The 23,615-nt window shown below is 64.5% G+C and carries 23 protein-coding genes; 9 read left to right on the top strand and 14 right to left on the bottom strand.

All coding sequences use genetic code 11. From position 1 onward, the window contains the following. Nucleotides 1–13: 13 nt before the first annotated feature. The 4 genes from ACS13N_RS13100 to pncB form a co-directional block, all read right to left on the bottom strand. On the bottom strand, nucleotides 14–1,018 hold the full coding sequence (locus ACS13N_RS13100; protein ID WP_438932046.1) for a 2-hydroxyacid dehydrogenase: 1,005 nt from the start codon (nucleotides 1,016–1,018) through the stop codon (nucleotides 14–16). Between the two features lie 19 nt (nucleotides 1,019–1,037). Continuing rightward, a complete protein-coding gene (locus ACS13N_RS13095) occupies nucleotides 1,038–2,447 on the bottom strand; it encodes a sodium:proton antiporter (protein WP_438932045.1) in 1,410 nt (469 codons plus the stop codon). Between the two features lie 138 nt (nucleotides 2,448–2,585). Further along, entirely contained in the window at nucleotides 2,586–3,317 is a 732-nt protein-coding gene (locus tag ACS13N_RS13090) for a LutC/YkgG family protein (protein WP_438932044.1), read from the bottom strand. 96 nt (nucleotides 3,318–3,413) lie between these two features. Then, nucleotides 3,414–4,595, bottom strand: a complete 1,182-nt coding sequence (gene pncB, locus ACS13N_RS13085; RefSeq protein ID WP_438932043.1) for a nicotinate phosphoribosyltransferase — start codon at nucleotides 4,593–4,595, stop codon at nucleotides 3,414–3,416. A 191-nt stretch (nucleotides 4,596–4,786) separates the two neighbouring features. On the opposite strand from pncB, the gene prfB reads away from it, so the two are divergent. The 4 genes from prfB (at nucleotide 4,787) to ACS13N_RS13065 (ending at nucleotide 9,255) form a co-directional block, all read left to right on the top strand. Next, a protein-coding gene (prfB, locus tag ACS13N_RS13080) for a peptide chain release factor 2 (protein ID WP_137884610.1) occupies nucleotides 4,787–5,891 on the top strand; the annotation gives its coding sequence in 2 pieces (ribosomal slippage) (nucleotides 4,787–4,867 and nucleotides 4,869–5,891; 1,104 coding nt in all). A 15-nt stretch (nucleotides 5,892–5,906) separates the two neighbouring features. After that, nucleotides 5,907–6,659 carry an SDR family oxidoreductase gene (locus ACS13N_RS13075; protein WP_438932042.1) on the top strand — a complete coding sequence of 251 codons (753 nt, stop codon included), beginning with the start codon at nucleotides 5,907–5,909 and terminating at the stop codon, nucleotides 6,657–6,659. Between the two features lie 35 nt (nucleotides 6,660–6,694). After that, nucleotides 6,695–8,227, top strand: a complete 1,533-nt coding sequence (lysS, locus tag ACS13N_RS13070; RefSeq protein ID WP_438932041.1) for a lysine--tRNA ligase — start codon at nucleotides 6,695–6,697, stop codon at nucleotides 8,225–8,227. A gap of 269 nt (nucleotides 8,228–8,496) precedes the next feature. Then, entirely contained in the window at nucleotides 8,497–9,255 is a 759-nt protein-coding gene (locus ACS13N_RS13065) for a glycine zipper 2TM domain-containing protein (RefSeq protein ID WP_438932040.1), read from the top strand. 85 nt (nucleotides 9,256–9,340) lie between these two features. Here ACS13N_RS13065 and iscX read toward each other — a convergent pair whose 3' ends face one another. The 9 genes from iscX to iscR form a co-directional block, all read right to left on the bottom strand. Beyond that, the gene (gene iscX, locus ACS13N_RS13060; RefSeq protein ID WP_199031835.1) at nucleotides 9,341–9,535 is read right to left on the bottom strand and encodes a Fe-S cluster assembly protein IscX; all 195 of its coding nucleotides are present in this window, start codon (nucleotides 9,533–9,535) and stop codon (nucleotides 9,341–9,343) included. A 34-nt stretch (nucleotides 9,536–9,569) separates the two neighbouring features. Further along, the gene (gene fdx / locus ACS13N_RS13055; protein WP_438932039.1) at nucleotides 9,570–9,908 is read right to left on the bottom strand and encodes an ISC system 2Fe-2S type ferredoxin; all 339 of its coding nucleotides are present in this window, start codon (nucleotides 9,906–9,908) and stop codon (nucleotides 9,570–9,572) included. Nucleotides 9,909–9,961: 53 nt separating this feature from the next. Then, nucleotides 9,962–11,827: a Fe-S protein assembly chaperone HscA gene (gene hscA / locus ACS13N_RS13050; RefSeq protein WP_438932038.1), complete on the bottom strand. Its 1,866-nt coding sequence runs from the start codon at nucleotides 11,825–11,827 to the stop codon at nucleotides 9,962–9,964. A gap of 74 nt (nucleotides 11,828–11,901) precedes the next feature. After that, entirely contained in the window at nucleotides 11,902–12,438 is a 537-nt protein-coding gene (gene hscB, locus ACS13N_RS13045) for a Fe-S protein assembly co-chaperone HscB (protein WP_438932037.1), read from the bottom strand. Between the two features lie 35 nt (nucleotides 12,439–12,473). Beyond that, complete coding sequence (locus tag ACS13N_RS13040) at nucleotides 12,474–12,674, bottom strand: DUF3565 domain-containing protein (RefSeq protein WP_316681892.1); 201 nt, start codon at nucleotides 12,672–12,674, stop codon at nucleotides 12,474–12,476. A gap of 10 nt (nucleotides 12,675–12,684) precedes the next feature. After that, a complete protein-coding gene (gene iscA / locus ACS13N_RS13035; protein WP_039596265.1) occupies nucleotides 12,685–13,005 on the bottom strand; it encodes an iron-sulfur cluster assembly protein IscA in 321 nt (106 codons plus the stop codon). 25 nt (nucleotides 13,006–13,030) lie between these two features. Next, nucleotides 13,031–13,432, bottom strand: coding sequence for a Fe-S cluster assembly scaffold IscU (gene iscU, locus ACS13N_RS13030; protein WP_021195404.1), 402 nt, complete (start codon nucleotides 13,430–13,432; stop codon nucleotides 13,031–13,033). Nucleotides 13,433–13,491: 59 nt separating this feature from the next. Further along, on the bottom strand, nucleotides 13,492–14,709 hold the full coding sequence (locus ACS13N_RS13025) for an IscS subfamily cysteine desulfurase (RefSeq protein WP_438932036.1): 1,218 nt from the start codon (nucleotides 14,707–14,709) through the stop codon (nucleotides 13,492–13,494). A 76-nt stretch (nucleotides 14,710–14,785) separates the two neighbouring features. Then, a complete protein-coding gene (gene iscR / locus ACS13N_RS13020; protein ID WP_438932035.1) occupies nucleotides 14,786–15,379 on the bottom strand; it encodes a Fe-S cluster assembly transcriptional regulator IscR in 594 nt (197 codons plus the stop codon). 425 nt (nucleotides 15,380–15,804) lie between these two features. Here iscR and ACS13N_RS13015 point away from each other — a divergent pair, with 425 nt between their 5' ends. The 5 genes from ACS13N_RS13015 to rbsK are packed head-to-tail and all read left to right on the top strand — an operon-like array spanning nucleotide 15,805 to nucleotide 21,438. Next, a complete protein-coding gene (locus tag ACS13N_RS13015; RefSeq protein WP_438932034.1) occupies nucleotides 15,805–16,764 on the top strand; it encodes a sugar ABC transporter substrate-binding protein in 960 nt (319 codons plus the stop codon). 30 nt (nucleotides 16,765–16,794) lie between these two features. Then, nucleotides 16,795–18,375, top strand: coding sequence for a sugar ABC transporter ATP-binding protein (locus ACS13N_RS13010; RefSeq protein WP_438932033.1), 1,581 nt, complete (start codon nucleotides 16,795–16,797; stop codon nucleotides 18,373–18,375). After that, on the top strand, nucleotides 18,365–19,384 hold the full coding sequence (locus ACS13N_RS13005) for an ABC transporter permease (protein WP_438932032.1): 1,020 nt from the start codon (nucleotides 18,365–18,367) through the stop codon (nucleotides 19,382–19,384). Before ACS13N_RS13010 ends, ACS13N_RS13005 begins: the two co-directional genes overlap by 11 nt. 18 nt (nucleotides 19,385–19,402) lie before the next feature. Further along, nucleotides 19,403–20,443 (top strand): LacI family DNA-binding transcriptional regulator, encoded by a 1,041-nt coding sequence (locus tag ACS13N_RS13000; RefSeq protein WP_438932031.1) that lies wholly within the window; start codon nucleotides 19,403–19,405, stop codon nucleotides 20,441–20,443. A 32-nt stretch (nucleotides 20,444–20,475) separates the two neighbouring features. Beyond that, a complete protein-coding gene (rbsK, locus tag ACS13N_RS12995) occupies nucleotides 20,476–21,438 on the top strand; it encodes a ribokinase (protein ID WP_438932030.1) in 963 nt (320 codons plus the stop codon). On the opposite strand, the gene ACS13N_RS12990 is transcribed toward rbsK, so the two are convergent. Then, nucleotides 21,435–23,519, bottom strand: a complete 2,085-nt coding sequence (locus ACS13N_RS12990; RefSeq protein ID WP_438932029.1) for a site-specific recombinase — start codon at nucleotides 23,517–23,519, stop codon at nucleotides 21,435–21,437. The genes rbsK and ACS13N_RS12990 overlap by 4 nt on opposite strands. Nucleotides 23,520–23,615 lie beyond the last annotated feature (96 nt).

Below are 23,615 nucleotides of genomic sequence, written 5' to 3'. Positions count from 1 at the left end.
GCGTTCGGTTCGATCAGGAAGCGGCGCGCGGCACAGCCAGCGCGTCAGGGTTCAACAGATTGGGCGGTTGGCCCGCGCGCGGGCCGAAACCGAGTGCGGCAATCAGGTTGTCGGCGGCCATGTTGGCCATGCCCAGGCGCGTACCAAACGTGGCGCTGGCAATGTGCGGCGTAAGCGCGACGTGCTCGGCTTCCAGCAGCGCCGGATGCACCTTCGGTTCGCCTTCATACACATCCAGGCCGGCCGCGAAGATGCGCTTGTCCGCCAATGCCTGTGCCAGCGCCGCGTCATCGACGATGCCGCCGCGTGCGAGGTTGACCAGCGTGGCGGTCGGCTTCATCTGTGCGAGTTCCGCCGCGCCGATGGCGTGATGACTTTCCTTGGAATACGGCAGCACCAGCACGAGGTGATCAGCCTGCTTCAGCAGCTCTTCTTTGCTGACGTACGTGGCACGTGTGTCCTGCTCGATCTCGGGCGCGAGCCGGCTGCGGTTGTGATAGATCACGCGCATCGAGAAGCCGCTCGCGCGCCGCGCCAACGCCTGCCCGATGCGGCCCATGCCAAGAATGCCCAGCGTGCTGCCGTACACCTCGGCACCGAGGAACATGTCGTACGTCCAGCGCTTCCAATGCCCCGCACGCAACCAGTGCTCGGACTCCGGCACGCGGCGAGCGGCGGCCATCAGCAGGGCCCAGCCAAAATCCGCTGTCGTCTCGGTCAGGATGTCCGGTGTGTTGGTGGCGAGAATGCCCGCACGCGTCATTGCCGGCAGATCGAAGTTGTTGTAGCCGACCGCCATGTTGCACACCGCGCGCAGCGTCGGTACGCGGCTGATCAACTCGGCGTTGATGGTGTCGGCGGCGTTGGACAGCAACCCCACGCGGCCCTGCAAGCGCTCGGCCAGGGCTTCGGGCGGATAGACGACGTCCGCCTGGTTGTCGATCACGTCGAAGGTTTCGCGCAGGCGCTCCAGTACTTCGGGAAACATCGCGCGGGTGACAAGGATTCCGGGTTTCATACGCTCAGCACACGTTCGGTTAGCGGAAGAAAACGAAGGTCATGAGCACAAAGATCGGCACCAGAATGCCCACCGACCACAACATGTAGCCGAAGAAACTCGGCATCTGCAGGCCACGGCTTTCAGCAATGGCCTTGACCATCAGGTTGGGGGCATTGCCGATGTAGGTATTCGCGCCCATGAACACGGCCGCCGCCGAAATGGCCGCCAGCGTGGAGGCGCCTTCGGTCATCAGCATCTTGGCGTCGCCGCCGGCGGTGTTGAAGAACACGAGATACGTCGGCGCGTTGTCGAGGAAGGATGACAGCAACCCCGTCGTCCAGAAGTACATCGCGTTGTTCGGCTGCCCGGCGCTGTCGTTCACGAGACGAACGATCATTGCGAACGGACCGTCCACACCCGCCTTGAGCATGGCGATGACAGGCCCAATGGTGATGAAGATGCCGGCGAACAACTTGGCGACTTCCAGGATGGGCTCCCAGTTGAATTCGTTGCCAGCGCGCGCGCTGCCAGGCGTGAGCCACAGCGAGAGCAAGGCGATGCAGACCAGACCGATGTCACGCACCACGTTCTGCAGCAGCACCTCGGTGCCCATCACGTGGAAGACGATGCCGGGCTTCCACAGCCCGCTCATCAGCACGAGGCCCAGGATGCCAGCCAGCAGGATGAAGTTGACGTTGCCCTCGAAGCGCAGCGGACCGGCGTCGTCGGGCGTGGCATCGGTGATGTTGGGCAGTTCTTCCTTGCCCGTGTGATAGAAGTAGCTGTCGACCGCGAAGAAGATCGCCAGCAGCAGCACCCACATCATCAGCGTCTCTCGCCAGAGGTACTTGGCGGTCCAGAAGAAATCGACACCCTGCAGGAAACCGAGGAACAGCGGCGGATCGCCCAGCGGCGTCAGTGCCCCGCCCGCGTTGGCCACCAGAAAAATAAAGAACACCACGACGTGCGCACGGTGCCGGCGCGCCTCGTTGGCGCGCAGCAGCGGCCGAATCAGCAGCATGGCCGCCCCGGTCGTGCCCATGATGCTGGCGAGAACCGTGCCCAGCCCGATGAGGCCCGTATTCAGTTTTGGAGTGCCGTGGATATTGCCGCGAATGCAGATACCGCCGGCCACTACATACAGTGCGGAGATCAGCGCGATGAACGGGATGTACTCCGCAAGCGCGGCATGGATGACGGAGGCAACGGCAGACTCACCGCCAAAGCCGATGCCGAACGGCACCAGAAACGCCAGCGCCCATGCCGTAGCGATCTTGCCGTAGTGGTCGTGCCAAAGCTTGGGCGCTACCAGCGGTGCAATGGCAATCGACAGCAAGATGCCGGCAAACGGTGCGCCCCACCAAAGCGATAACTCCGCGCCATTCACGTCGGCAGCACGCGCCAGGCCACAGAAAAACAGGAAGGCAAGGGGCCAGAGGCGTTTCACGTAGACGTTCTCCTAAGCATTGGCGCGCCGCAAAGCCACACGCCACATGAACAAAGACGCCAGTGTAAACGCCTAGGGCCCGTTACCCGATGAAACGTACACACATGTTTGACAGTGCCGCCTGGGCACACCCAGGGATCAGGCGCCTGTCACGACAATGACGTGCACGCGGTACGGGCCGTGCGCACCGAGCACAATGGTCTGCTCGATATCGCCCGTGCGCGAGGGCCCGCTGATGACGTTGGTCGCGCGCGGCAATTCGCCCTGCTCCGTGCGCATCAACGCGTAAGCATCCTCCAGGTGGGCGACGATGCGCGACTGCGGCACCACGGCGATATGCGTCTCGGGCAGCAAAGCTGCAGAGGCCACGTTCTCCGGCCCCGACAGCAGCATCAGCGAGCCGGTCTCGGCAATCGCGCAGAAGCAGCCGGTAATTCCGACAAGGTCGCCGTGGTCATGGTCGGCTTGCGGCTCGCGCACCGGCGGACGGAATTCAACGGTGACGCCCGCGGCCGCCCAGTCGAGCGATTGCAGCGTGGTCCATGCCACCGCCTGCGGCTTGAGGCTCAATCCCGAGAGGTAACGCGCCGCAGCCGCCGGCACGTCGGCCAGCGTGGCAACGGACTCCAGCGTGGAGGCCATCTTCAGCGCCTGCTCGGCAAAGTGCGCGGCGAGGTCTTCGGGCATCGGCGGGCGTGGGCCAGCCGGATGGCGCGCAATGTAGTCGGCCACGGCATCGCGCTCGCCTTGTGTAGGCTGCTCCGGACGATGCTGCGCGTTGCGGATGCGCGCAAAGATGGCGTCGCGTGCGCGGGTGGTGTCGAGCGGATCAACAGGATCCTGCGCGGGGGAATCGGCTCGTGTGGTCATATCCGGAACGGCTGGCGTGGGATCGGTCGATTATACGAGCCGGTCAACGCCATGCCGCGCAACGCCGCTGAAACTTATTGGGCGACCGCGTGAACCTTATTGCACGCCAAACACCTGCTTGAGGTACGTGAGATAGGCCGGATCGTCGCACATGGTCTTCTCGGGCGCGTCCGACAGCTTGGCCACCGGCTGGCCATTGCAGCGGACCATCTTGATGACGATCTGCAGCGGCGTGTAGCCCAGATCGTTGGTCAGGTTGGTGCCCACGCCAAAGGCCAATTTGCAGCGACCATGGAAACGCTCGTACAGAGCGATGACCTTGGGCATGTCCAGGCTGTCGGAGAAGATCAGCGCCTTGGATTTCGGCTCGGCGCGCATGTCCTCGTAGTGCTTGAGCATGCGCTCGCCCCACTCGAACGGGTCGCCGGAATCGTGGCGCACGCCGTCGAAGAGCTTGCAGAAAAACATGTCGAAATCGCGCAGGAAGGCGTCAAAGCCATAGGTATCCGACAGTGCGACGCCGAGGTCGCCGCGATATTCCTTGGCCCAGGTCTCCAGCGCGAAGGTCTGCGAATCGCGCAGGCGCGGGCCAAGCGCCTGGCAGGCCTGCAGGTATTCATGCGCCATGGTGCCCAGCGGCGTCATGCCGTGCTTCATGGCGAAGTAGACGTTGCTGGTGCCGGCGTACTGGGCGCCAAGCTGCGTGCGTGTCTCCAGCAGCACATGCTCGTGCCACGTGTGCGAGAAGCGGCGGCGCGTACCGTAGTCAGCAATGCGGCAATCTTCGAGGCCAGGGCGCATCAGCGAGCCCAGCTTGTTGGTCAGGCGGCGCTTGCCTTCGTCCCATTGCGGGTGGCTCTGCGTGCGGCTGAAGAACACCTCGTTGACGATGGCCAGCACCGGCACCTCGAACATGATCGTGTGCAGCCACGGCCCGGCAATGACGATCTCGATCTGCCCGTCGTTGCTGGCGCCATTGGTCGATGCAGGGCGCACCTCGATGTACTTCTCGTTCAGATGGAACAGGCCAAGGAAATCGACGAAATCGCTTTTGATGAAGCGCAGGCCGCGCAGGTAATCGAGTTCCGCCTCAGTAAAGCGCAGCGTGCAGAGATGGCGGATTTCCGCGCGGATCTCCTCGATGAACGGCACCAGGTCAACGCCGACGTTGCGGCACTTGAAGCGGTATTCGACATGCGCACCGGGAAAGTGATGCAGCACAACCTGCATCATGGTGAACTTGTACAGATCGGTATCGAGCAGCGAGTGGATGATCATTGCTTCATTGCGGCAGCGCGCCAAAAACCACGTGGATTGGGCGTCATGCTAACCGAAGCCCGCCGCAGCGCCCGCCTCCGCCACAGAAATCCCGCACGGGATGCCGGAAAAGGCCGGGTTCACCCACCCGCGCGGGCTGGGAACCCCTTGATTCCGCTATAATTTCCGGTTTCCGACCGGATTTTTGCATCATGGAAGCAGAACGCCTCAATGCCATCCAGAACACGTTGGCCGACCTGAAGTCGCGCGCCGACGAACTTCGGAGGTATCTTTGACTACGACGTCAAATCTGAACGTCTAGTTGAAGTCGATAAAGAGCTCGAAAACCCCGAGGTCTGGAACGACCCGAAACGCGCCCAGGACCTGGGCCGCGAGAAGAAATCGCTCGAGGGCGTGGTCCACACGCTGACCAAGCTCGACGAAGACCTCACCGGCGGCGCCGAGCTGTTCGAGCTGGCCCGCGAAGAGGGTGACGACGACACCATCGAGGCCATTGAGGCCGACACCGCCGGCATGCGCGCCATTGTCGAAGACATGGAATTCCGCCGCATGTTCTCCGGCAAGATGGACGCCGCCAACTGCTTCCTCGACATCCAGGCTGGCGCCGGTGGCACCGAGGCGTGCGACTGGGCGTCGATGCTGCTGCGTCAGTACCTGAAGTACTGCGAGCGCAAGGGCTTCAAGACCGAAGTGCTGGAAGAGTCCGAAGGCGACGTTGCCGGTATCAAGAGCGCATCGATCAAGATCGAGGGCGAATACGCCTTTGGCTTCCTGCGCACGGAAACCGGCGTGCACCGCCTGGTGCGCAAGTCGCCGTTCGACTCGGCGGGTGGCCGCCACACATCGTTCACGTCGATCTTCGTGTACCCGGAAGTGGATGACTCGATCGAGATCGAGGTCAACCCGGCGGACCTGCGCGTCGATACCTACCGCGCGTCCGGCGCGGGTGGTCAGCACATCAACAAGACCGATTCGGCCGTGCGGATCACGCACATCCCGACCGGGATCGTCGTGCAGTGCCAGAACGACCGCTCGCAGCACCGCAACCGCGCTGAAGCGATGACGATGCTGAAGTCGCGCCTGTACGAGCACGAACTGCGCAAGCGCCAGGCTGAAGCCGACGCGCAAGAAGCCGCCAAGACGGACGTGGGCTGGGGCCACCAGATCCGCTCCTACGTGCTGGACCAGAGCCGCATCAAGGATCTGCGCACGAACGTGGAAATCTCCAACACGCAGAAGGTGCTGGACGGCGATCTTGACGCCTTCATCCAGGCCAGCCTGAAGCAAGGCGTCTAACCCGAAGGCGATCACATGTCGAGCATTGGGAAACCTCAGTCCCTGTTCATCCTGACCGGTGCCTCGCGCGGCCTGGGCGCTGCGCTGGCCCAGGCGCTGATGCAGCCCAGCCACCACCTCATCTGCGTGGCGCGCGGCGACAACGCCGAGCTGCGTGCGCAAGCCGCAGCCGCCGGCGTGACGCTCGACTGGCATCAGGTCGACCTGTCCGACGCGCATGCCGCCGAAGCCTGGATGACCAAGACGCTGGCCGCCCTGCCCGCCTTCGCCAACGTGACGCTGGTACTCAATGCCGGCGCGGTCGAACCGATCGGCACCATCGACACGCTGCGCGCCGACACGCTGCTGCCGCATCTGCAACTGAACCTTGCCGGCCCGATGGCGCTGACCGCTGCCCTGCTGCGCGGCACCGCCGCCTGGAACGCACAGCGCCGCGTGCTGGCGATCTCGTCGGGCGCCGCGCGCCGGCCGATCGCCGGTTGGGCTGCATACTGCACGGGCAAGGCCGGGCTCGACATGTTCGTGCGCGCGCTCAACGCTGACGGCGATGCCAGCGTGCGCGCCGTGGCGCTGGCCCCCGGCGTGATCGACACCGAGATGCAACGCACCATCCGTGGCGCCGACTTTGCCGGCGTGCAGCGCTTCCGCGATCTGCATGCGCACGGCGAGCTGGTCTCGCCGCAAGACGCCGCCACGCGCATCGCTGCCTACCTCGCCCGCCCCGACTTTGGCGCGACCGAACTCGACGATCTGCGCAATTACGCCTAATCCGCGCCTGACAAGACTCTCCTCTCATCACCATCATGACCGAACAGAACAACCCGGCCACAGCACCAGTCGCGGCGCAGGATGACAACAAGATCATCGCCGAGCGCCGCGAGAAGCTGGCAGAGATTCGCCAGCAAGGCGTTGCCTTCCCCAATGATTTCCGCCCGACGCATCACGCTGGCGATCTGCAAGCCAAGTACCGTGAGTTCGAGCAAGCCACGCTGGAAGCCGAACCGGTGCAAGTCGCCATTGCCGGCCGCATGATGCTCAAGCGCGTGATGGGCAAGGCCAGCTTTGCCACCGTGCAGGACGCCACCGACCGCATCCAGTTCTACATCAGCCGTGATGCCGTGGGCGAAGACGTCTACGCCAGCTTCAAGAAGTGGGACCTGGGCGACATCGTGGCCGCCCGCGGCACGCTGATGAAGACCAAGACCGGCGAACTGTCGGTGGCCGTGACGGAACTGCGCCTGCTCTCCAAGAGCCTGCGCCCGCTGCCGGGCGACTTCTATGGTCTGGCCGATCAAGAAGTGAAATACCGCCAGCGCTACGTCGACCTGATCGTCTCGAAGGAAACGCGCGACACCTTCCGCGCCCGCACCAAGGCCATGGCCTCGCTGCGCAACTTCATGGCCGGCAACGGCTTCATGGAAGTGGAAACGCCGATGCTGCACCCGATTCCGGGCGGCGCCGCGGCCAAGCCGTTCATCACGCACCACAACGCGCTGGACATGCAGATGTTCCTGCGCATCGCGCCGGAACTGTACCTCAAGCGCCTGATCGTCGGCGGCTTTGATCGCGTGTTCGAAATCAACCGCAACTTCCGTAACGAAGGCGTGTCGCCGCGACACAACCCCGAGTTCACGATGATGGAGTTCTACGCGGCCTACACGGACTACCGCTGGCTGATGGACTTCACCGAGCAGCTGATCCGCCAAGCCGCGATCGACGCCTCGGGCACCGCCACCCTGACCTACCAGGGCCGCGAGTTGGATCTGGCCAAGCCGTTCCATCGCCTGACGATCTGCCAGGCCATCCAGAAGTACGCGCCGCAGTACACCGACGCGCAACTGGCTGACGTCGACTTCCTGCGCGCTGAACTGAAGAAGTTCAAGATCGACACCAACGCACCGCAATTCCTGAACGCCGGCGTGGGCACGCTGCAACTGGTGCTGTTTGAAGAGACGGCCGAGTCGCAACTGTGGGAGCCGACCTTCATCATCGACTACCCGGTCGAAGTCTCGCCGCTGGCGCGCGCCTCCGATACGCAGCCGGGTATCACCGAGCGCTTCGAGCTGTTCATCACCGGCCGCGAAATCGCCAACGGCTTCTCGGAGCTGAATGACGCGGAGGACCAAGCCGAGCGCTTCCGCAAGCAAGTCGAGCAGAAGGACGCCGGTGACGAGGAAGCCATGTTCTACGACGCCGACTACATCCGTGCGCTGGAATACGGCATGCCCCCGACGGGCGGCTGCGGCATCGGCATTGACCGTCTGGTGATGTTGCTGACTGACAGCCCGAACATCCGCGACGTGATCCTCTTCCCGCACCTGCGCCGCGAAGATTGATCGTCCGGGCGCCCAGCCTCAAAAGAACGCCCCTTCGGGGGCGTTCTTGTTAGCCGCGCAGGCGCAATTCGCACGCCTACCCCCACCATTTGTAACATGCCCGCGGCTTCACAATGTGTATCGAAACGCGTCAACTAACTGATTTTTAGGGGGAAAATCGGGCTACAGATGCTTACAAATTAAAACGGCATCCGTTTGGGCGATCGACCACACTGTGATCATCGAAGGGCTGAAGTGATCATGGCGATCACCGCCGCAGGAGAACGATGATGAACAACAACATCCAACCGAACCCAGGTCAGCAACCGTACACAGGCTCGTCGCCAGGCCAGGTGCCTTCGTCGCGTCGTATGCACCCGCTGGTGGCCACGGCCGCCGTGGCAGTGATCATCGCCAGCCTGACGGCGGTGGCGGCCATTACCGGCGTGTTGCCGATCTCGAAGGCGACGCAGGGCAGCACAGATCCGAACGTTGCGGCGCAGTCGTCGACAGCACCGGCCGCCTCCGCGCCGCTGGCACTCGCTGCGCCCGGCCAGACGACGCAGCCGAACCAGGCCGCGCCGTATCCGGCCCAGGGGGCGTATCCGACGCAGAACACGATGCCGCCGCAAGCTCCGGCACGTCAGCCGTCCTATGCTGAGCGTGCGCCGTCGGCCAACCCGAGCTACGCACAAACGCAACCGCGTCAGTCAGTCAGCCCGTACACCGGCCGTGTGACGTCGATTACCCCGATCACCACGCAAGGCAAGGAAACGGGTCTGGGCATGATCGGCGGTGCAGTGGTGGGTGGCCTACTGGGTAACCAGGTCGGTCGCGGCAATGGCCGCACGCTCGCTACGGTGGGCGGAGCGCTGGCGGGCGGTTACGGCGGCCACGTGGCCGAGAACTACTACAGCCGCGATACGCAATACCGCGTGAACGTGCGCATGGACAACGGCACGAACCGCAGCTTCACCTACAAGGCAGCGCCGGGCTTCCAGGCCGGTGAGCGCGTGCATATCGAGAACGGCTCGCTGGTGGCGGGCTGATCCGTCGCAGCGTTCGCGCCTCCCCCCAAAAAAAAAACCGGCCTTCGGGCCGGTTTTTTTATGCACGGACGCTTGGGCTGCGCGCTTATTCCGCTTCGTCGATCCAGGCCTGCTGGATCGCTTCCAGGAATTTCTCACCGCCGCGCTTGTGGTCGTCGTCAAAGCCGTCCAGACCGACGACCTTGTTGTGCAGGTCGACAAAGTTCAACTTGGTCGGGTCGACGTCGGGGTAGGTGTCATACAGCGCTTCCGCGATCTGCTGGATGTCATTCCATTTCATGATGAGGCTCCCTCTCCACCGTCAGCCGCGCGGCTCAGTGGTTTTCCTTGGCGTGGTTGATGGTGTACTTCGGGATCTCGATGGTGAGGTCTTCGTCCGTCACCTTGGCCTGGCACGACAGGCGTGAGTTCGGCTCCAGGCCCCAGGCCTTGTCGAGCAGGTCTTCTTCCTTCTCGGTGGCCTCGTCCAGCGAGTCAAAGCCCTCGCGCACGATCACGTGGCAGGTGGTGCAGGCACACGACTTTTCGCAGGCATGCTCGATCTCGATGTCGTGGCCTAGCAGCGCATCACAGATGGTCGTGCCGGTCTTGGCTTCGATCACGGCCCCTTCCGGGCAGTACTCGACGTGAGGAAGGATGACGATTTGTGGCATGAAGAAACTCGTTCAATAAAGGGTTGGGAACACGGCGGCCGATGGTGAATCGGTCAGCCAAGCTCCTCGATACGTTTGCCGGCCAGTGCCTTGCGGATGCCGCGGTCCATACGGCGTGCGGCGAATTCGTCGGTGCCGTGCGAGAGCGTATCCACGGCTTCCTTGATGGCGCGGTGGTCTTCGCCCTGCATGGTCGCGCGCAGCGCAGCGATTTCGGTATCGATAGCGGCGCGCTCTTCGAGCGAGAGCAGATCGCCGTCGGCTTCCAGCGCATGCGAGAGTGCCTCAAGCAGGCGCTCGCCTTCGACGCGCTCTTCGGCCAGCGCGCGGCGGCGCATGTCGTCTTCAGCGGACTGGAAACCTTCTTGGAGCATGCGAGCGATATCGTCATCACCCAGGCCGTACGACGGCTTCACGGTGATGGACGCTTCCACGCCGGATACCGTCTCGCGCGCGAATACCGACAGCAGGCCATCTGCATCCACCTGATACGTCACGCGGATGCGTGCAGCGCCGGCCACCATCGGCGGAATGCCACGCAGCTCGAAGCGGGCCAGCGAGCGGCAGTCGCTTACCAGTTCGCGCTCGCCCTGCAGCACGTGGATCGCCATGGCCGTCTGGCCATCCTTGAAGGTGGTGAATTCCTGCGCACGCGCCACGGGAATCGTGCTGTTGCGCGGGATGATCTTCTCGACCAAGCCTCCCATGGTCTCGACGCCCAGCGACAGCGGGATCACGTCGAGCAGCAGCCAGTCTTCGCCCGGTGCGCGGTTGCCGGCCAGCAGATTGGCCTGCATGGCCGCACCGATGGCGACCACCTGATCCGGGTCGAGATTCGTCAGCGGGGTACGACCAAACAGTTGGCCCACGGCGCGGCGGATGATCGGCATGCGCGTCGCGCCGCCCACCAGCACCACGCCCTTCACGTCTTCCACGGTGACGCCCGCATCGCGCAGCGCGCGGCGCGCCGGCGACAGCGTCTTCTGCACGAGGTTGGCGGTCAGTTCGGCGAAGGTCTCGGCGGGCAGCACGAGGTGCACGGTCTCGCCGGTGGAGAGCACGGCGTCAACTTCGGTGCTGTCCGCAGTAGAGAGCCATTCCTTGGCCGCGCGCGCCTTGTTCAGCAGCAGGCGCGTATCTTCGGCCGACAGCGGCTGCAGGCCGGATTGCTCGACGATCCAGCAGACGATGCGCTGGTCGAAATCGTCGCCGCCGAGCGCGGAATCGCCGCCCGTCGACATCACCTCGAACACGCCCTTGGTGAGCTTGAGCACCGAGATGTCGAACGTGCCGCCGCCGAGGTCGTAGACCGCGTAGATGCCCTCGGCCGCGTTGTCCAGGCCGTAGGCGATGGCCGCAGCCGTCGGCTCGTTCAGAAGGCGCAGCACGCTCAGGCCGGCCAGCTTGGCGGCATCCTTGGTGGCTTGGCGCTGTGCATCATCAAAGTACGCCGGCACGGTAATCACGGCGCCGACCAACTCGTCGCCGAGCGTATCTTCCGCGCGCTGGCGCAGCGTGGCGAGAATCTCCGCCGACACTTCCACCGGGCTCTTCACGCCGGCCACGGTCTTCAACTGCACCATGCCAGGCGCGTCGACAAAGTCGTACGGCGTGTTCTCGATGTGGGCGACGTCCTTCAGGCCGCGGCCCATGAAGCGCTTGACCGAGATGATGGTGTTCTTCGGGTCGCGCACGGCCTCGGCCTGCGCCTTGTAGCCGATATGCGCGCCGCCGGTGGGCAGATAGCGCACCACGGAGGGCAGCAGCGGGCGGCCTTGATCATCGGGCAACACTTCCGGCACGCTGCTGCGCACGGAGGCCACCAGCGAGTTGGTCGTGCCCAGGTCGATGCCCACCGCCAGACGGCGTTGGTGCGGTGCGGGCGATTCGCCGGGTTCGGAAATCTGCAGTAAAGCCATGGGGATGTCTCGATTGCGCGGAAGTCGCAGGATGCCGGCCTCGGCAAACCCGCCATTGTCGCAAATTCTGTGTCTCAGTCGTCCAGCCGGTCGATGGCCTCGGCAGTATCGCGCTCGATCTTTTCAATGAACATCAACTGGCGGACGGCATCTGCGGCAGCGGCGCTGTTGCCGTCGCCATCATTGCCATTCAGCAGCCCCGCCAGTGCAGCGTAGCGCGCGCGCTTTTCCTTGCGCAGCATGCCGAGCAGTGCGTCCAGAGCATCGACATCGCGCTCGGCCTTGGCGTCGCCCAGCGATTCGCGCCATTCCATCTGCTGCATCAGGAACGCGGGCGGCATGGCGGTGTTGTTCTCCGCCTGCACATCGATACCGCGAAGGTGCAGCAAATACGTGGCCCGCTTGAGCGGGTCGCGCAGTGTCTGATACGCCTCATTGGCGCGCGTGGCCCATTGCATGGCGACGCGGCGTTCGGCGTCGCCCGCATGCGCGTAACGATCGGGGTGCGCCTGCGATTGCACGGTGCGGTACGCAGCGTTCAACGCGTCTTCGTTAACCTCGAAGTGCTCGGGCAGACCGAACAAGGAGAAATGCGTGTCGCTGACGTTCATGAATAAAAAAAGCGGCCGCGCCGCCTTGGTGTTGCTTACTCGATCGGTTCACCCCGATCGCACTTCAGGCATTCCACCACCACGCCGATCTTGCTGGCGCGCCCTGCTTCGGTTTCCGTCCAGGGCCGTTGCTGCCAGGGCGGATCGTGGCGCATGTGCTGCCCGTGCCCGCACGCGAGACGGGCGACCCAATGGCCTTCCTCGTCCCGCTCGAAACCAACAATCGCTTGCTTCAAGTCGGCCCGCTCACACGCGGAACGACTCGCCGCAGCCACACTCGTCCTTCACGTTCGGGTTGTTGAAGCGGAAGCCCTCATTCAACCCTTCACGCGCGAAGTCCAGCTCGGTGCCGTCGATGTACGGCAGGCTCTTCGGATCGACGATCACCTTGATGCCGTTGGATTCGAACACCTGGTCTTCTGCGGCAATCTCATCCGCGTATTCGAGCTTGTACGCCAAGCCCGAGCAACCCGTGGTCTTCACGCCCAGGCGCAGGCCCACGCCCTTGCCACGGCGGGTCAGATAGCGCGAGACGTGCTGCGCAGCTTTGTCAGTCAGGGTGATCATGCGACGTCCTTCCAATCCGTACGACTTAGGCAGCCTTCTGCTCGGCCGCGCCGTGCTTTTCCTTGTAGTCGGCCACGGCCGCCTTGATGGCGTCTTCCGCCAGGATCGAGCAGTGGATCTTCACCGGCGGCAGGGCCAGTTCTTCTGCGATCTGCGTGTTGCGGATCTCCAGTGCTTGGTCCAGCGTCTTGCCCTTCACCCACTCCGTCACCAGCGACGACGAGGCGATGGCCGAGCCGCAGCCGTAGGTCTTGAACTTGGCGTCTTCAATCACGCCCTGCTCGTTCACCTTGATCTGCAGCTTCATCACGTCGCCGCAAGCCGGTGCGCCGACCATGCCGGTGCCGACCGTGTCGTCGCCCTTCTCGAAGGAGCCCACGTTGCGCGGGTTTTCGTAGTGATCCAGAACTTGGTTGCTGTAAGACATTTCACACCTCTTTCAATCGTTGGCTGGCGCGGGGGCGCCGTTGTTCTCAAACGCCGCGCTTAGTGCGCCGCCCATTGAATGCTGTTCAGATCCACGCCGTCCTTGTACATCTCCCACAGCGGAGACAGGTCGCGCAGCTTGCCGATCTTGCCCTTGAGCAGTTCGACCACGTAGTCGACTTCTTCTTCCGTGGTGAAGCGGCCCACCGTGAAGCGGATCGAGCTGTGCGCCAGTTCGTCGTTGCGGCCCAGGGCGCGCAGCACATACGACGGCTCCAGCGAGGCCGACGTGCAAGCCGAGCCCGACGACACGGCGACGTCCTTGATCGCCATGATCAGCGACTCGCCTTCCACAAAGTTGAAGCTGATGTTCAGGTTGTGCGGCACACGGGCGTCCATGTCGCCGTTCACGTACACCTCTTCCATCGTGTTCAGGCCGCGGTACAGGCGATCACGCAGCATGCGGATGCGCTCGTTCTCGGTCGCCATTTCTTCCTTGGCAATGCGGAAGGCTTCACCCATGCCGACAATCTGGTGCGTGGCCAGCGTGCCCGAACGCATGCCGCGCTCGTGGCCACCGCCGTGCATCTGCGCTTCGATGCGGATACGCGGCTTGCGGCGCACGTACAGTGCGCCGATGCCCTTCGGGCCATACGTCTTGTGTGCCGAGAACGACATCAGGTCGACCTTCAGCTTTTGCAGATCGATCTCGACCTTGCCGGTGGCCTGCGCCGCGTCGACGTGGAAAATCACGCCCTTCTCGCGGCAGATCTCGCCGAGTTGTTCGATGTCCTGAATGACGCCGATCTCGTTGTTCACCATCATCACCGAAGCGAGGATGGTGTCCGGGCGGATGGTTTGCTTGAAGACTTCGATATCGATCAGGCCGTTGTCCTTCACGTCCAGATACGTCACTTCGAAGCCCTGGCGCTCCAACTCACGCGTCGTGTCCAGCACGGCCTTGTGCTCGGTCTTGACGGTGATGATGTGCTTGCCCTTGCTGCTGTAGAAGTTGGCTGCACCCTTGATCGCCAGGTTGTCGGACTCGGTGGCGCCCGACGTCCACACGATTTCGCGCGGGTCGGCATTCACCAGTGCGGCAACCTGCTCGCGCGCAGTCTCGACGGCCTTCTCAGCTTCCCAGCCAAACGGGTGGCTGCGCGAGGCCGGATTACCAAAGCTCTCGCGCAGGTACGGGATCATCTTGTCGACCACGCGCGGATCCACCGGCGTCGTCGCGGAATAGTCCATGTAGATGGGAAGATGCAGGGTGCTCATATCTTGTCTGCCTGATGTGGGGGGCGATGTTCTATGTGTGGGACTGGCTCGGCGGCCGGGCCTCACGCTGGCGCAATCACGACTGCGCCAGGCTGAAAACGGAATTGACCAACGGCGGGCGCTTGACCGGCTCGGCGGCCACCGACGTGGTGGCGGGCGTATCCAGGCTGCGGGCACGAGCCGGCGTACGCTCGCGGCGGGCCGGGCGCGCATCACGCATGTCCTGAATCACTTCGGGCTGGCGTTCGCGTTGCTGGTCGACCAGATTTTGCAGCGATACCGAATCGAGATACTCGACCATCTTCTGGTTGAGCGTCGCCCACAGGTCGTGCGTCATACAGCGGCCGCTCTGCCCGGCGGCGTGCTCTTCGCCGCCGCAATTGCCCTTGCCGCCGCACTGGGTGGCATCGAGAGGCTCGTCCACGGCGATGATGATGTCGGCAACGGTCACATCGTCGGCACGGCGCGCCAGGCTGTAGCCGCCGCCCGGGCCGCGCACGCTTTCCACGATCTCGTGGCGGCGCAGTTTACCGAACAGCTGCTCAAGGTACGACAGCGAAATCTTCTGGCGCTGGCTGATGCCAGCCAGCGTGACCGGACCCTGCTCTTGGCGCAGCGCCAAGTCAATCATGGCGGTGACCGCAAAGCGGCCTTTGGTGGTCAATCTCATGGTGTCGGGGAAATACCTGATCGTTTTGCTCAAGTATAAAGGAACCCGACAAAATCGGTCAACTAAGGTGTCGGGGGATTCCGCGTCGCAGCAAGGGGATTTGCTGATCCCACCTGGGTGGGCAACCGCGCGGCAGGCCGTATTGTGGACTAAAACAATCAACCACGTCGGGTAGGGGCATCACATCCCTCCTGCACCGCAACTTGCTACCGCCATGCGCGAAGCGCTGCCACTGCGGGTTTTCCTTATGCAGCGGGAAACCTAAATTCATTGACTTTTGTTACGTGCCCGCCGAGACTGTTAGATACGCAAACGTTTGCGAACGACGCGGCGCGATTGCCCTTAAGATTGGCTTACGATTCTTCGGGCGACGACGACCGCCTCCACTCAAGCCCCAGACAGCCCCCCTTCCTGGAGGAGACACCATGGATATCCGTCGTCGCCGCGCCCTGCAAATTGGCGCGGGCTCCGCTGTAGCCCTTGCTCTGCCCCTGCCTTTTTCGCTGGCACGTGCGGCTAACCAGCCACCCAAGGTGGCACTGGTGATGAAGTCGCTGGCCAACGAGTTCTTCCTGACCATGGAGAACGGCGCGCGCAAGCACCAGAAGGAGCACGCCTCGGAATACACCCTGCTGACCAACGGTATCCGCGACGAAACCGATACAGGCGGCCAGATCCGCCTGGTCGAGCAGATGATCGTCGCGCGCGTGGATGCGCTGGTGCTGGCACCGGCCGATTCCAAGGCGATGGTGCCGGTGGTCAAGAAGGCGGTGGACGCGGGCATCCTCGTCATCAACATCGACAACCGGCTGGACCCGGCCGCACTCAAGGAAAAGGGCTTGAACGTGCCCTTCGTGGGCCCGGACAACCGCAAGGGTGCGCGCCTGGTGGGTGACTTTGTCGCCAAGGGACTCAAGCCGGGCGACGAGGTGGGCATCATCGAAGGCATTCCGACCACCACCAACGCCCAGCAGCGCACGGCCGGCTTCAAGGAAGCCGCCGAGGCCGCCAAGCTGAAGGTCACCAGCGTGCAATCGGGCGAGTGGGAAATCGACAAGGGCAACAAGGTAGCCGCCGCCATGCTGCGCGCGCAGCCTGATCTCAAGGCCCTGCTGTGCGGCAACGACAACATGGCGATTGGCGCTGTATCGGCCGTGCGTGCCGCGGGCAAGCTGGGCAAGGTGCTGATTGGCGGCTACGACAACATCGACGCCATCAAGGCCATGCTGGCCGATGGGCGCGTGGTCGCCACGGCAGACCAGCATGCCGACCAGCAAGCGGTGTATGGCATCGAGACCGCATTGAAAGCTCTCGCCGCCAAGACGCCGCAGGCGAAGTTGTCGGGCGTGGTCGAAACGCCGGTCAACCTCGTCACGCGCACGTAACTCAATCGACAAGGCAAGCCGCCGCCAGCCATGTCTGCCGCCTACGAACCACGCCTGCCGCTGCTGCGCGCGTCCGCCATCAGCAAGCACTACGCCGCCCCCGTGCTGCGCGAGATCGATCTTGACGTGCACGCGGGTGAGGTGCTTGCGTTGACGGGCGAGAACGGCGCGGGCAAGAGCACGCTCTCCAAGATCCTCTGCGGGCTGGAGACGGCGACGTCCGGTTCGATGACGCTCGTGGGCACGGTATACGCACCAGCCTCGCGCAGTGCGGCGGAGGCACTGGGCGTGCGCATGGTGCTGCAGGAACTGAGCATGGTGCCCACGCTGACGGTGGCCGAGAACCTGTTTCTCGGCCAACTGCCGCGCCGGCTGGGTTTTGTCGACCGTCCCACGCTGCGCCGTCAGGCTGAGCAAGCGCTCGCGCGCGTCGGCCTGGACCTCGATCCGTGGACACCCGTGAGCACGCTCGGCATCGGCCACCGGCAGATGATCGAGATCGCCCGTGCGCTGGCCAGCGCCTGCCGCATGCTGATCCTCGATGAGCCGACTGCCATGCTGAGCGCGCACGAAAGCGCGACACTGTTCGCGCGCATCGACGCGCTGCGCCGCGAGGGCGTAGCGATCCTCTACATCTCACACCGGCTTGATGAGTTGGCGCGCATCGCCGACCGCATCGTCGTGCTGCGTGACGGCAAGCTCATCACCGATGCACCCGCCGCCACCGTCACACAGGACGCGCTGATTCAGGCGATGGTTGGGCGTGACGTCACCGCGTCGGCCAAAGGTGAACGCACCGCACGCGCACCTTGGCCGGGCGATGGTTCCCCTGCCCTGCGCGTAACCGATCTCACACGTACGCCCGCCGTACGCGATGTGTCGTTCGCGGTGGCACCCGGTGAGATCTTTGGCATTGCCGGCCTGGTGGGTGCGGGACGCACGGAATTGCTGCGCCTGATCTTTGGTGCGGACCGTGCAGATGCCGGCACCATCGAAGTGGGCTCGCCGCTCAAAACGGTGCGCATCCACTCACCCGGCGACGCGGTGCGCCAAGGCATCAGCCTGCTCACCGAAGATCGCAAGGATGAGGGGCTGATGCTGGGCTTGCCCATCGCCACCAACATCGCGCTGGGCAACATGCCGGGTGTGACCAAGCGAGGCTGGCTACAGCCTGCGCGTGAACGCGCCCTGGCAGAACGGCACATCGGCGCGCTGCGCATCCGCTGCGCCGGGCCGGAGCAGCCGGTGGGCGAACTCTCTGGCGGCAACCAACAAAAAGTGGCGATTGCCCGCTGGCTGGAGCGCGACACTCCGGTGCTGCTGTTCGACGAGCCCACACGCGGTGTAGACGTGGGTGCGAAGTTCGACATCTATGCCCTGCTCGATGCACTGGCCGCACGCGGCAAGGCGCTCATCGTGGTGTCCAGCGATCTGCGCGAGCTGATGCAGTTGTGCGACCGCATCGGCGTCATGCGCGCCGGTCGTCTTACACATATCTTCCAGCGCGGCGGCTGGAGCCAGGATGCCCTGCTGGCCGCCGCTTTTGGTGAGTCGGGCGAATCCAACCCGCCAGCCCCCAACGCATCTCCGGAGACTGCCGATGCGCTCTGACTCCACCCTGCCGCCGGCCGGTACCGACAACACGCCAGCGGCATCACGTGCCGCGGTGGGCATGTCGCTGGGCGCCATCGGTGGGCTACTGGCCGCGCTGATCGCCATGCTCGTGCTGTTCGGCACGCTGTCGCCCACGTTCTTCTCGCTGCCCACCTTCACCACCATTGCCAACGAAATCCCCGACCTGCTGGTGATGGCGGTAGGCATGACCTTCATCCTGATGATCGGCGGCATCGATCTGTCGGTGGGCTCGGTGCTGGCGCTGGCGGCCTCGGTGCTGTCGATCGCCATGACCAAGCTTGGCTGGGGCGTGCTGCCCGCCGCGCTGGCCGGCGTGCTGGTGGCGACAGCAGCCGGTGCGGTGACTGGCACGGTCACGGTGCACTGGGGCATTCCGTCATTCATCGTCTCGCTGGGGGTGCTGGAGATGGCGCGCGGCCTCGCCTACAGCCTGACCGATTCGCGTACCGCCTATATCGGCAGCGCAGTCGACTGGTTGGCCAACCCGATCGCGCTGGGCATCGCGCCATCGTTCCTGATTGCGATTGCGGTCACGGTGATCGGCCAGATCGTGCTGGTGCGCACCGTGTTCGGGCGCTACCTCGTCGCCATCGGCACCAATGAAGAGGCCGTGCGGCTGGCGGGCGTGAACCCGCGCCCCTACAAGATCGCGGTGTTCGCGCTGATGGGGTTGCTCTCCGGCCTGGCCGCGCTGTTCCAGGTGTCGCGGCTGGAAGCGGCCGACCCCAACGCGGGTGTCGGCATGGAATTGCAGGTGATCGCGGCCGTGGTGATCGGCGGTACGAGCCTGATGGGTGGGCGCGGTTCGGTCGCGCGCACGCTGTTCGGCGTGCTGATCATCTCGGTGCTCGAATCGGGCCTCGCACAGATCGGCGCCTCAGAGCCCACCAAACGCATCATCACGGGCGCGGTCATCGTTGCCGCCGTGGTCATGGATACCTATCGCAGCCGCCGCAACCAATCCGGTCGTAGCACGCACCACTAAGAGACAGAGGAGATCGTCATGGCAACCATCAAGGACGTGGCCGCATTGGCCGGAGTTTCGTTCACCACCGTCTCACACGTCATCAACAACACCAGGCCGGTGAACTCGGAGACGCGCAAGCGCGTGGAAGAGGCCATTCGCGCCACACGCTATGTGCCCAGCGCGGTCGCACGCTCGCTCAAGCACCGGACCACGCGCACCATTGGCGTACTGGTACCGACCGCCACCAACCCGTACTTTGCAGAGCTGGCGCGCGGCATCGAAGACGTCTGCGCAGCTGCCGGCTACAGCGTGATCCTCTGCAACTCCGACGACGACCCGCGCAAACAGCGCGACTACCTGCGCGTGCTGATGGAGAAACGCGTGGACGGCATCATCGTCAGCAGCGCCGGGCCCGACAACGCGCTCATCGAAGCGCTGGGCGAATCCGCCCTGCCCGTGGTGATGGTCGATCGTCCGACCGAAGGCATCCAGGCCGACCAGGTGCAGGTCGATCACGAAGAAGGCGCCTACATGGCGACCAAGCATCTGCTGGAGCTTGGCCACCGGCGCATTGCCTGCATCAGCGGGCCATCGGAGCTGAGCGTGACGGCCGGTCGTCTGGCGGGCTTCCACCGCGCACTGCGCGAAGCCGGCGTACCGGAAGCCTCCGCCCGCATTGCCGAAGGCGACTTCACCAGCCCAGGTGGCTACCGCGCCGCGCGCCAACTGCTGACCGAGGGCGAAATGCCCACCGCCATCTTTGCGAGCAATGACCTGATGGGCATCGGCGCGCTGCGTGCCGCGGCCGAACTGGGCATCCCGGTGCCGAAGGCGCTCTCCGTGATCGGCTTTGACGACATCGAGCTGAGCCGCTACGTATATCCGGCGCTGTCCACCGTCGGCCAGTCGATCCGCCAGCTTGGCGAGACCACCGCGCAGACGCTGCTCGAACACCTGACCGATGCTGCCATGCGCCACCCCGCGGAGGAGCCGCGTGCGCGCCGCATCGTGCTGCCCCCGCGCCTGTCGCTGCGCGAGTCGACCGCAGAGCCGGCTCGCCCCGCCCGCGCCGCTTGAGCGCCCCCCTCACTCTCTCAACGTAGTCCGCCATGGTGGCCAAGCGCCCTTCCGCCTCTTCTGCCCACGCGGCTGCCGACGTGCTGATCGTCGGCAGCCTCAACATGGATCTCGTGATCCGCACGCCGCGTTTGCCCCGCCCTGGGCAAACGGTTGCGGCGCCCGCTTTGGAGACAATTCCGGGCGGCAAGGGTGCCAACCAGGCTGTGGCTGCAGCGCGCCTGGGGGCCAAGGTCGCCATGCTCGGCTGCGTGGGTGACGACGCCTACGGCACGGCCCTGCGCGACGGCCTGCGGCGCGAAGGGGTGGAGACGTCGATGGTGTCGGTGCATGCAGGTGAGGCCACCGGCATCGCCTGCGTGACGGTTGCCGACAGCGGACAGAACACAATCGTGATCGTAGCGGGCGCCAACCAGTTGCTCACGCCGGCCATGATCGAGGCGCAACGCGCAGCGTTCGAGCGCGCCCGCGTGATCGTCTGCCAGTTGGAATCACCGCCGGATGCAGTGGAGTGCGCGCTCAAGCTTGGGGCACGGCTGGGCAAGACCGTCATCCTGAACCCGGCGCCCGCCATCGGCCCGCTGCCGACCCCCTGGCTGGCGGCATGCGATTACCTGATCCCGAATGAAACCGAAGCGGCGCTGCTGACTGCACGCGCCGTCGATTCCCCCGAATCCGCGCTGGATGCAGCGGCTGACCTGCACGCACAAGGCGCGCGGCACGTGATGGTCACGCTGGGCGCGCATGGCGTTGCCTATGTGGATGCCACCACGCGTCTGTTGATGCCGGCGCCAGTTGCGCAGGCTGTCGACACCACGGCGGCCGGCGACACGTTTGTCGGCGCACTGGCGGCCGCGTTGGCCGAGGGCGCTGCGCCGGATGCGGCCATCGCGTTTGGCCAGGCGGCGGCAGCCGTGTCGGTCACGCGGCTGGGCGCGCAACCGTCCATCCCTTTCCGCAGCGAGCTGGGTGTGCTCGCCACACACGCGCATTAAGCCGGCGTGCTAGTACCCGGCGGCGTGGCCGCGGTCGGGGCACGAGGCACCAGTAGGCACAGCGGATCGCGAAAAATGCGCCGCCACACCGCACCGGTGATGCGCTTGCGATCGAGCCCGCGCAGGTTGCGCGAGCGCATGGCCATGTTGAACGCCAGCGCAAACGACACCATCACATTGAGCACGCCCATCAGCGCGATACCAGCAACAGCGAGCCAGAACGGGGCTGTGTTCATCACGCCCGGCCCCAGCACGCCCACGGCCGTTGCCACAGCACCCGTCGACAGCGTGACGTGGCGCACCTCCATATGCGGCCCGAAGAACGACACGATTTCCGGCCCCAGCCCCAGCATGAAGCCCAGCGACACGTTGGCGACAACGCCCGAGAGGTTGCGTTTCCAGAACCCGGCAATGCGATGCGCACCGTGCTCGCCCACCATGAAGCGCAGGCGCCGGTGGTAAGCAATCACGTCGCCCACGCGATGCAATGCAAACCAGTTGTCGGCCCAGCCCGCTGCTAGGCTTGAGGCCCACAGCAGCACGCCCGTGAAGATTGCGTACAGCGGCGTTGGGCCGAGGATCGAGAACGAATCGATGGTCGCCACCGCCTTGGCCGGCGAGATCAGGTTCGCATGAAACAATCGCCCCGCCGCCCACTGCACCAGAAACGCCACCGGCGCCACCGCCACGAGGTTGCCGACGATGGCCGCTGCGTTGGTGCGGATCATGGCCACTGTGTCGTCCACAAAGCGGTCCAGCCCTTCCGGGCGGCTCACCTGGTCCAGCCGGTGCGCCAGTGCAGGCGCCGTCATGGCCGGCTGCTTGGTCGCCAGCGTGAAGTGCGCAAAGTGGATACCGAGAAAGCTCACCGCGTAGTTGATCGACGCAAACAAGCCCTCGGTGAATCGTGACAAGTGCGCGCCCGCGATGAAGAACTTGACATACACCGTGGCCGCCGTAATGACACCACCACCGGCTGCCGCCTTCACCATCGCGCCGTATTCCTTGCCGTCACGAGTGATGTAGTGCTCGCCACTTTCAGCCGAGCGCTCGACCACCTTGCGCGCCAGATCGGCAAAGGTGGAGCGGATCAGGTAACCGACGCTGCGGCGATGCTGGCTGGCAGATACCAGCTCAGCCGTCAAATGCACGAAGCGGCGCGAGGCCTTTGCGTCAGCCCAGGCCGTCAGCAGCAGGTCGATGCGTCCGAGCCACGCCTTCATGCGCTCGACCTGGAACACCACCTCGACGGAAACGCCGTTCTCGTCCAGATGCTGGTAGACGCTGGCAGTGGCGGTACGGCACTGGTCCAGCACCGCGCGGAAGTAGTTGAGCTGCTGCGGAAAACGCTCCGGCGTAGCGAGTGCCTCGTCCGGGCGTTCGAGGAAGATGGCGTTGGCCGCATCCGCCAGCCGGTAGAACGGCGAATCGGTGACTTCCGGATGCTCCATGCGCAGGCGGATGCCGCGCGACAGGCCCGCCGCACGCACCTGGCTAATCAGGATCTGGATGCCAATGCCCAGACTGCGCTCCAGCCGCGTTTGCCCAGCGGCTTCATCCTCGTCGCTCAGGCCGGCACGGAACAGCGTGTGCAGACGCGTGACCAGTTCATCGTCCAGACCGTCTACCCACTGTGCATCGGTCGGGCCGACGAACAGGAGTGCAAACAACGTCGCCAATTGCGGCTGATTGGGCGCAGGCGGCAACCAGCGCGCCTGCCAGCGGTCGACCAGCTCGCCCCAGAAACCAGAGCGCGACGACAAGCCCGTATCGCACAGCAGCGATACCGGATCGTTGTCCTGCACGATGGCGCGCAACGTCTGCCCGACGCGCTCGGCCAGTTCAGGGTTGTTTTCCAGCACCTGCAGCAAGTAGCGCAGGCGTGCGTAACGCCACGATTCGGACGTGGCGCCTGTAGGCCGGTCCGCACGACGCAGCCAATAGGCCAGCTCGATCAGCCATTCATTGCGTTCGGCCAGGCTGCGCGTGGGCGTGAACTGCGCCAGGATGGCGTCGAGCTGATGGCTGGCATGCCGGGAAGCGCGCCATTTGCGCCACGGATTGAGCAAAAACTTGAACATCGAACTCCCTAGTTGGCGGACACGCCTGGCTCGGCCTCGCCCCCGGGCCGATTCTTCTGCTTAACGTATGGATGCAGCGATCAGGCGACGCGCAGC

Source organism: Ralstonia sp. 24A2, assembly GCF_051783885.1.
In the GTDB taxonomy this organism is placed as follows: Bacteria; Pseudomonadota; Gammaproteobacteria; order Burkholderiales; family Burkholderiaceae; genus Ralstonia.
The sequence above is the reverse complement of the archived record's forward strand: the minus strand, read 5'-3'. Positions and strand labels throughout refer to the sequence as shown.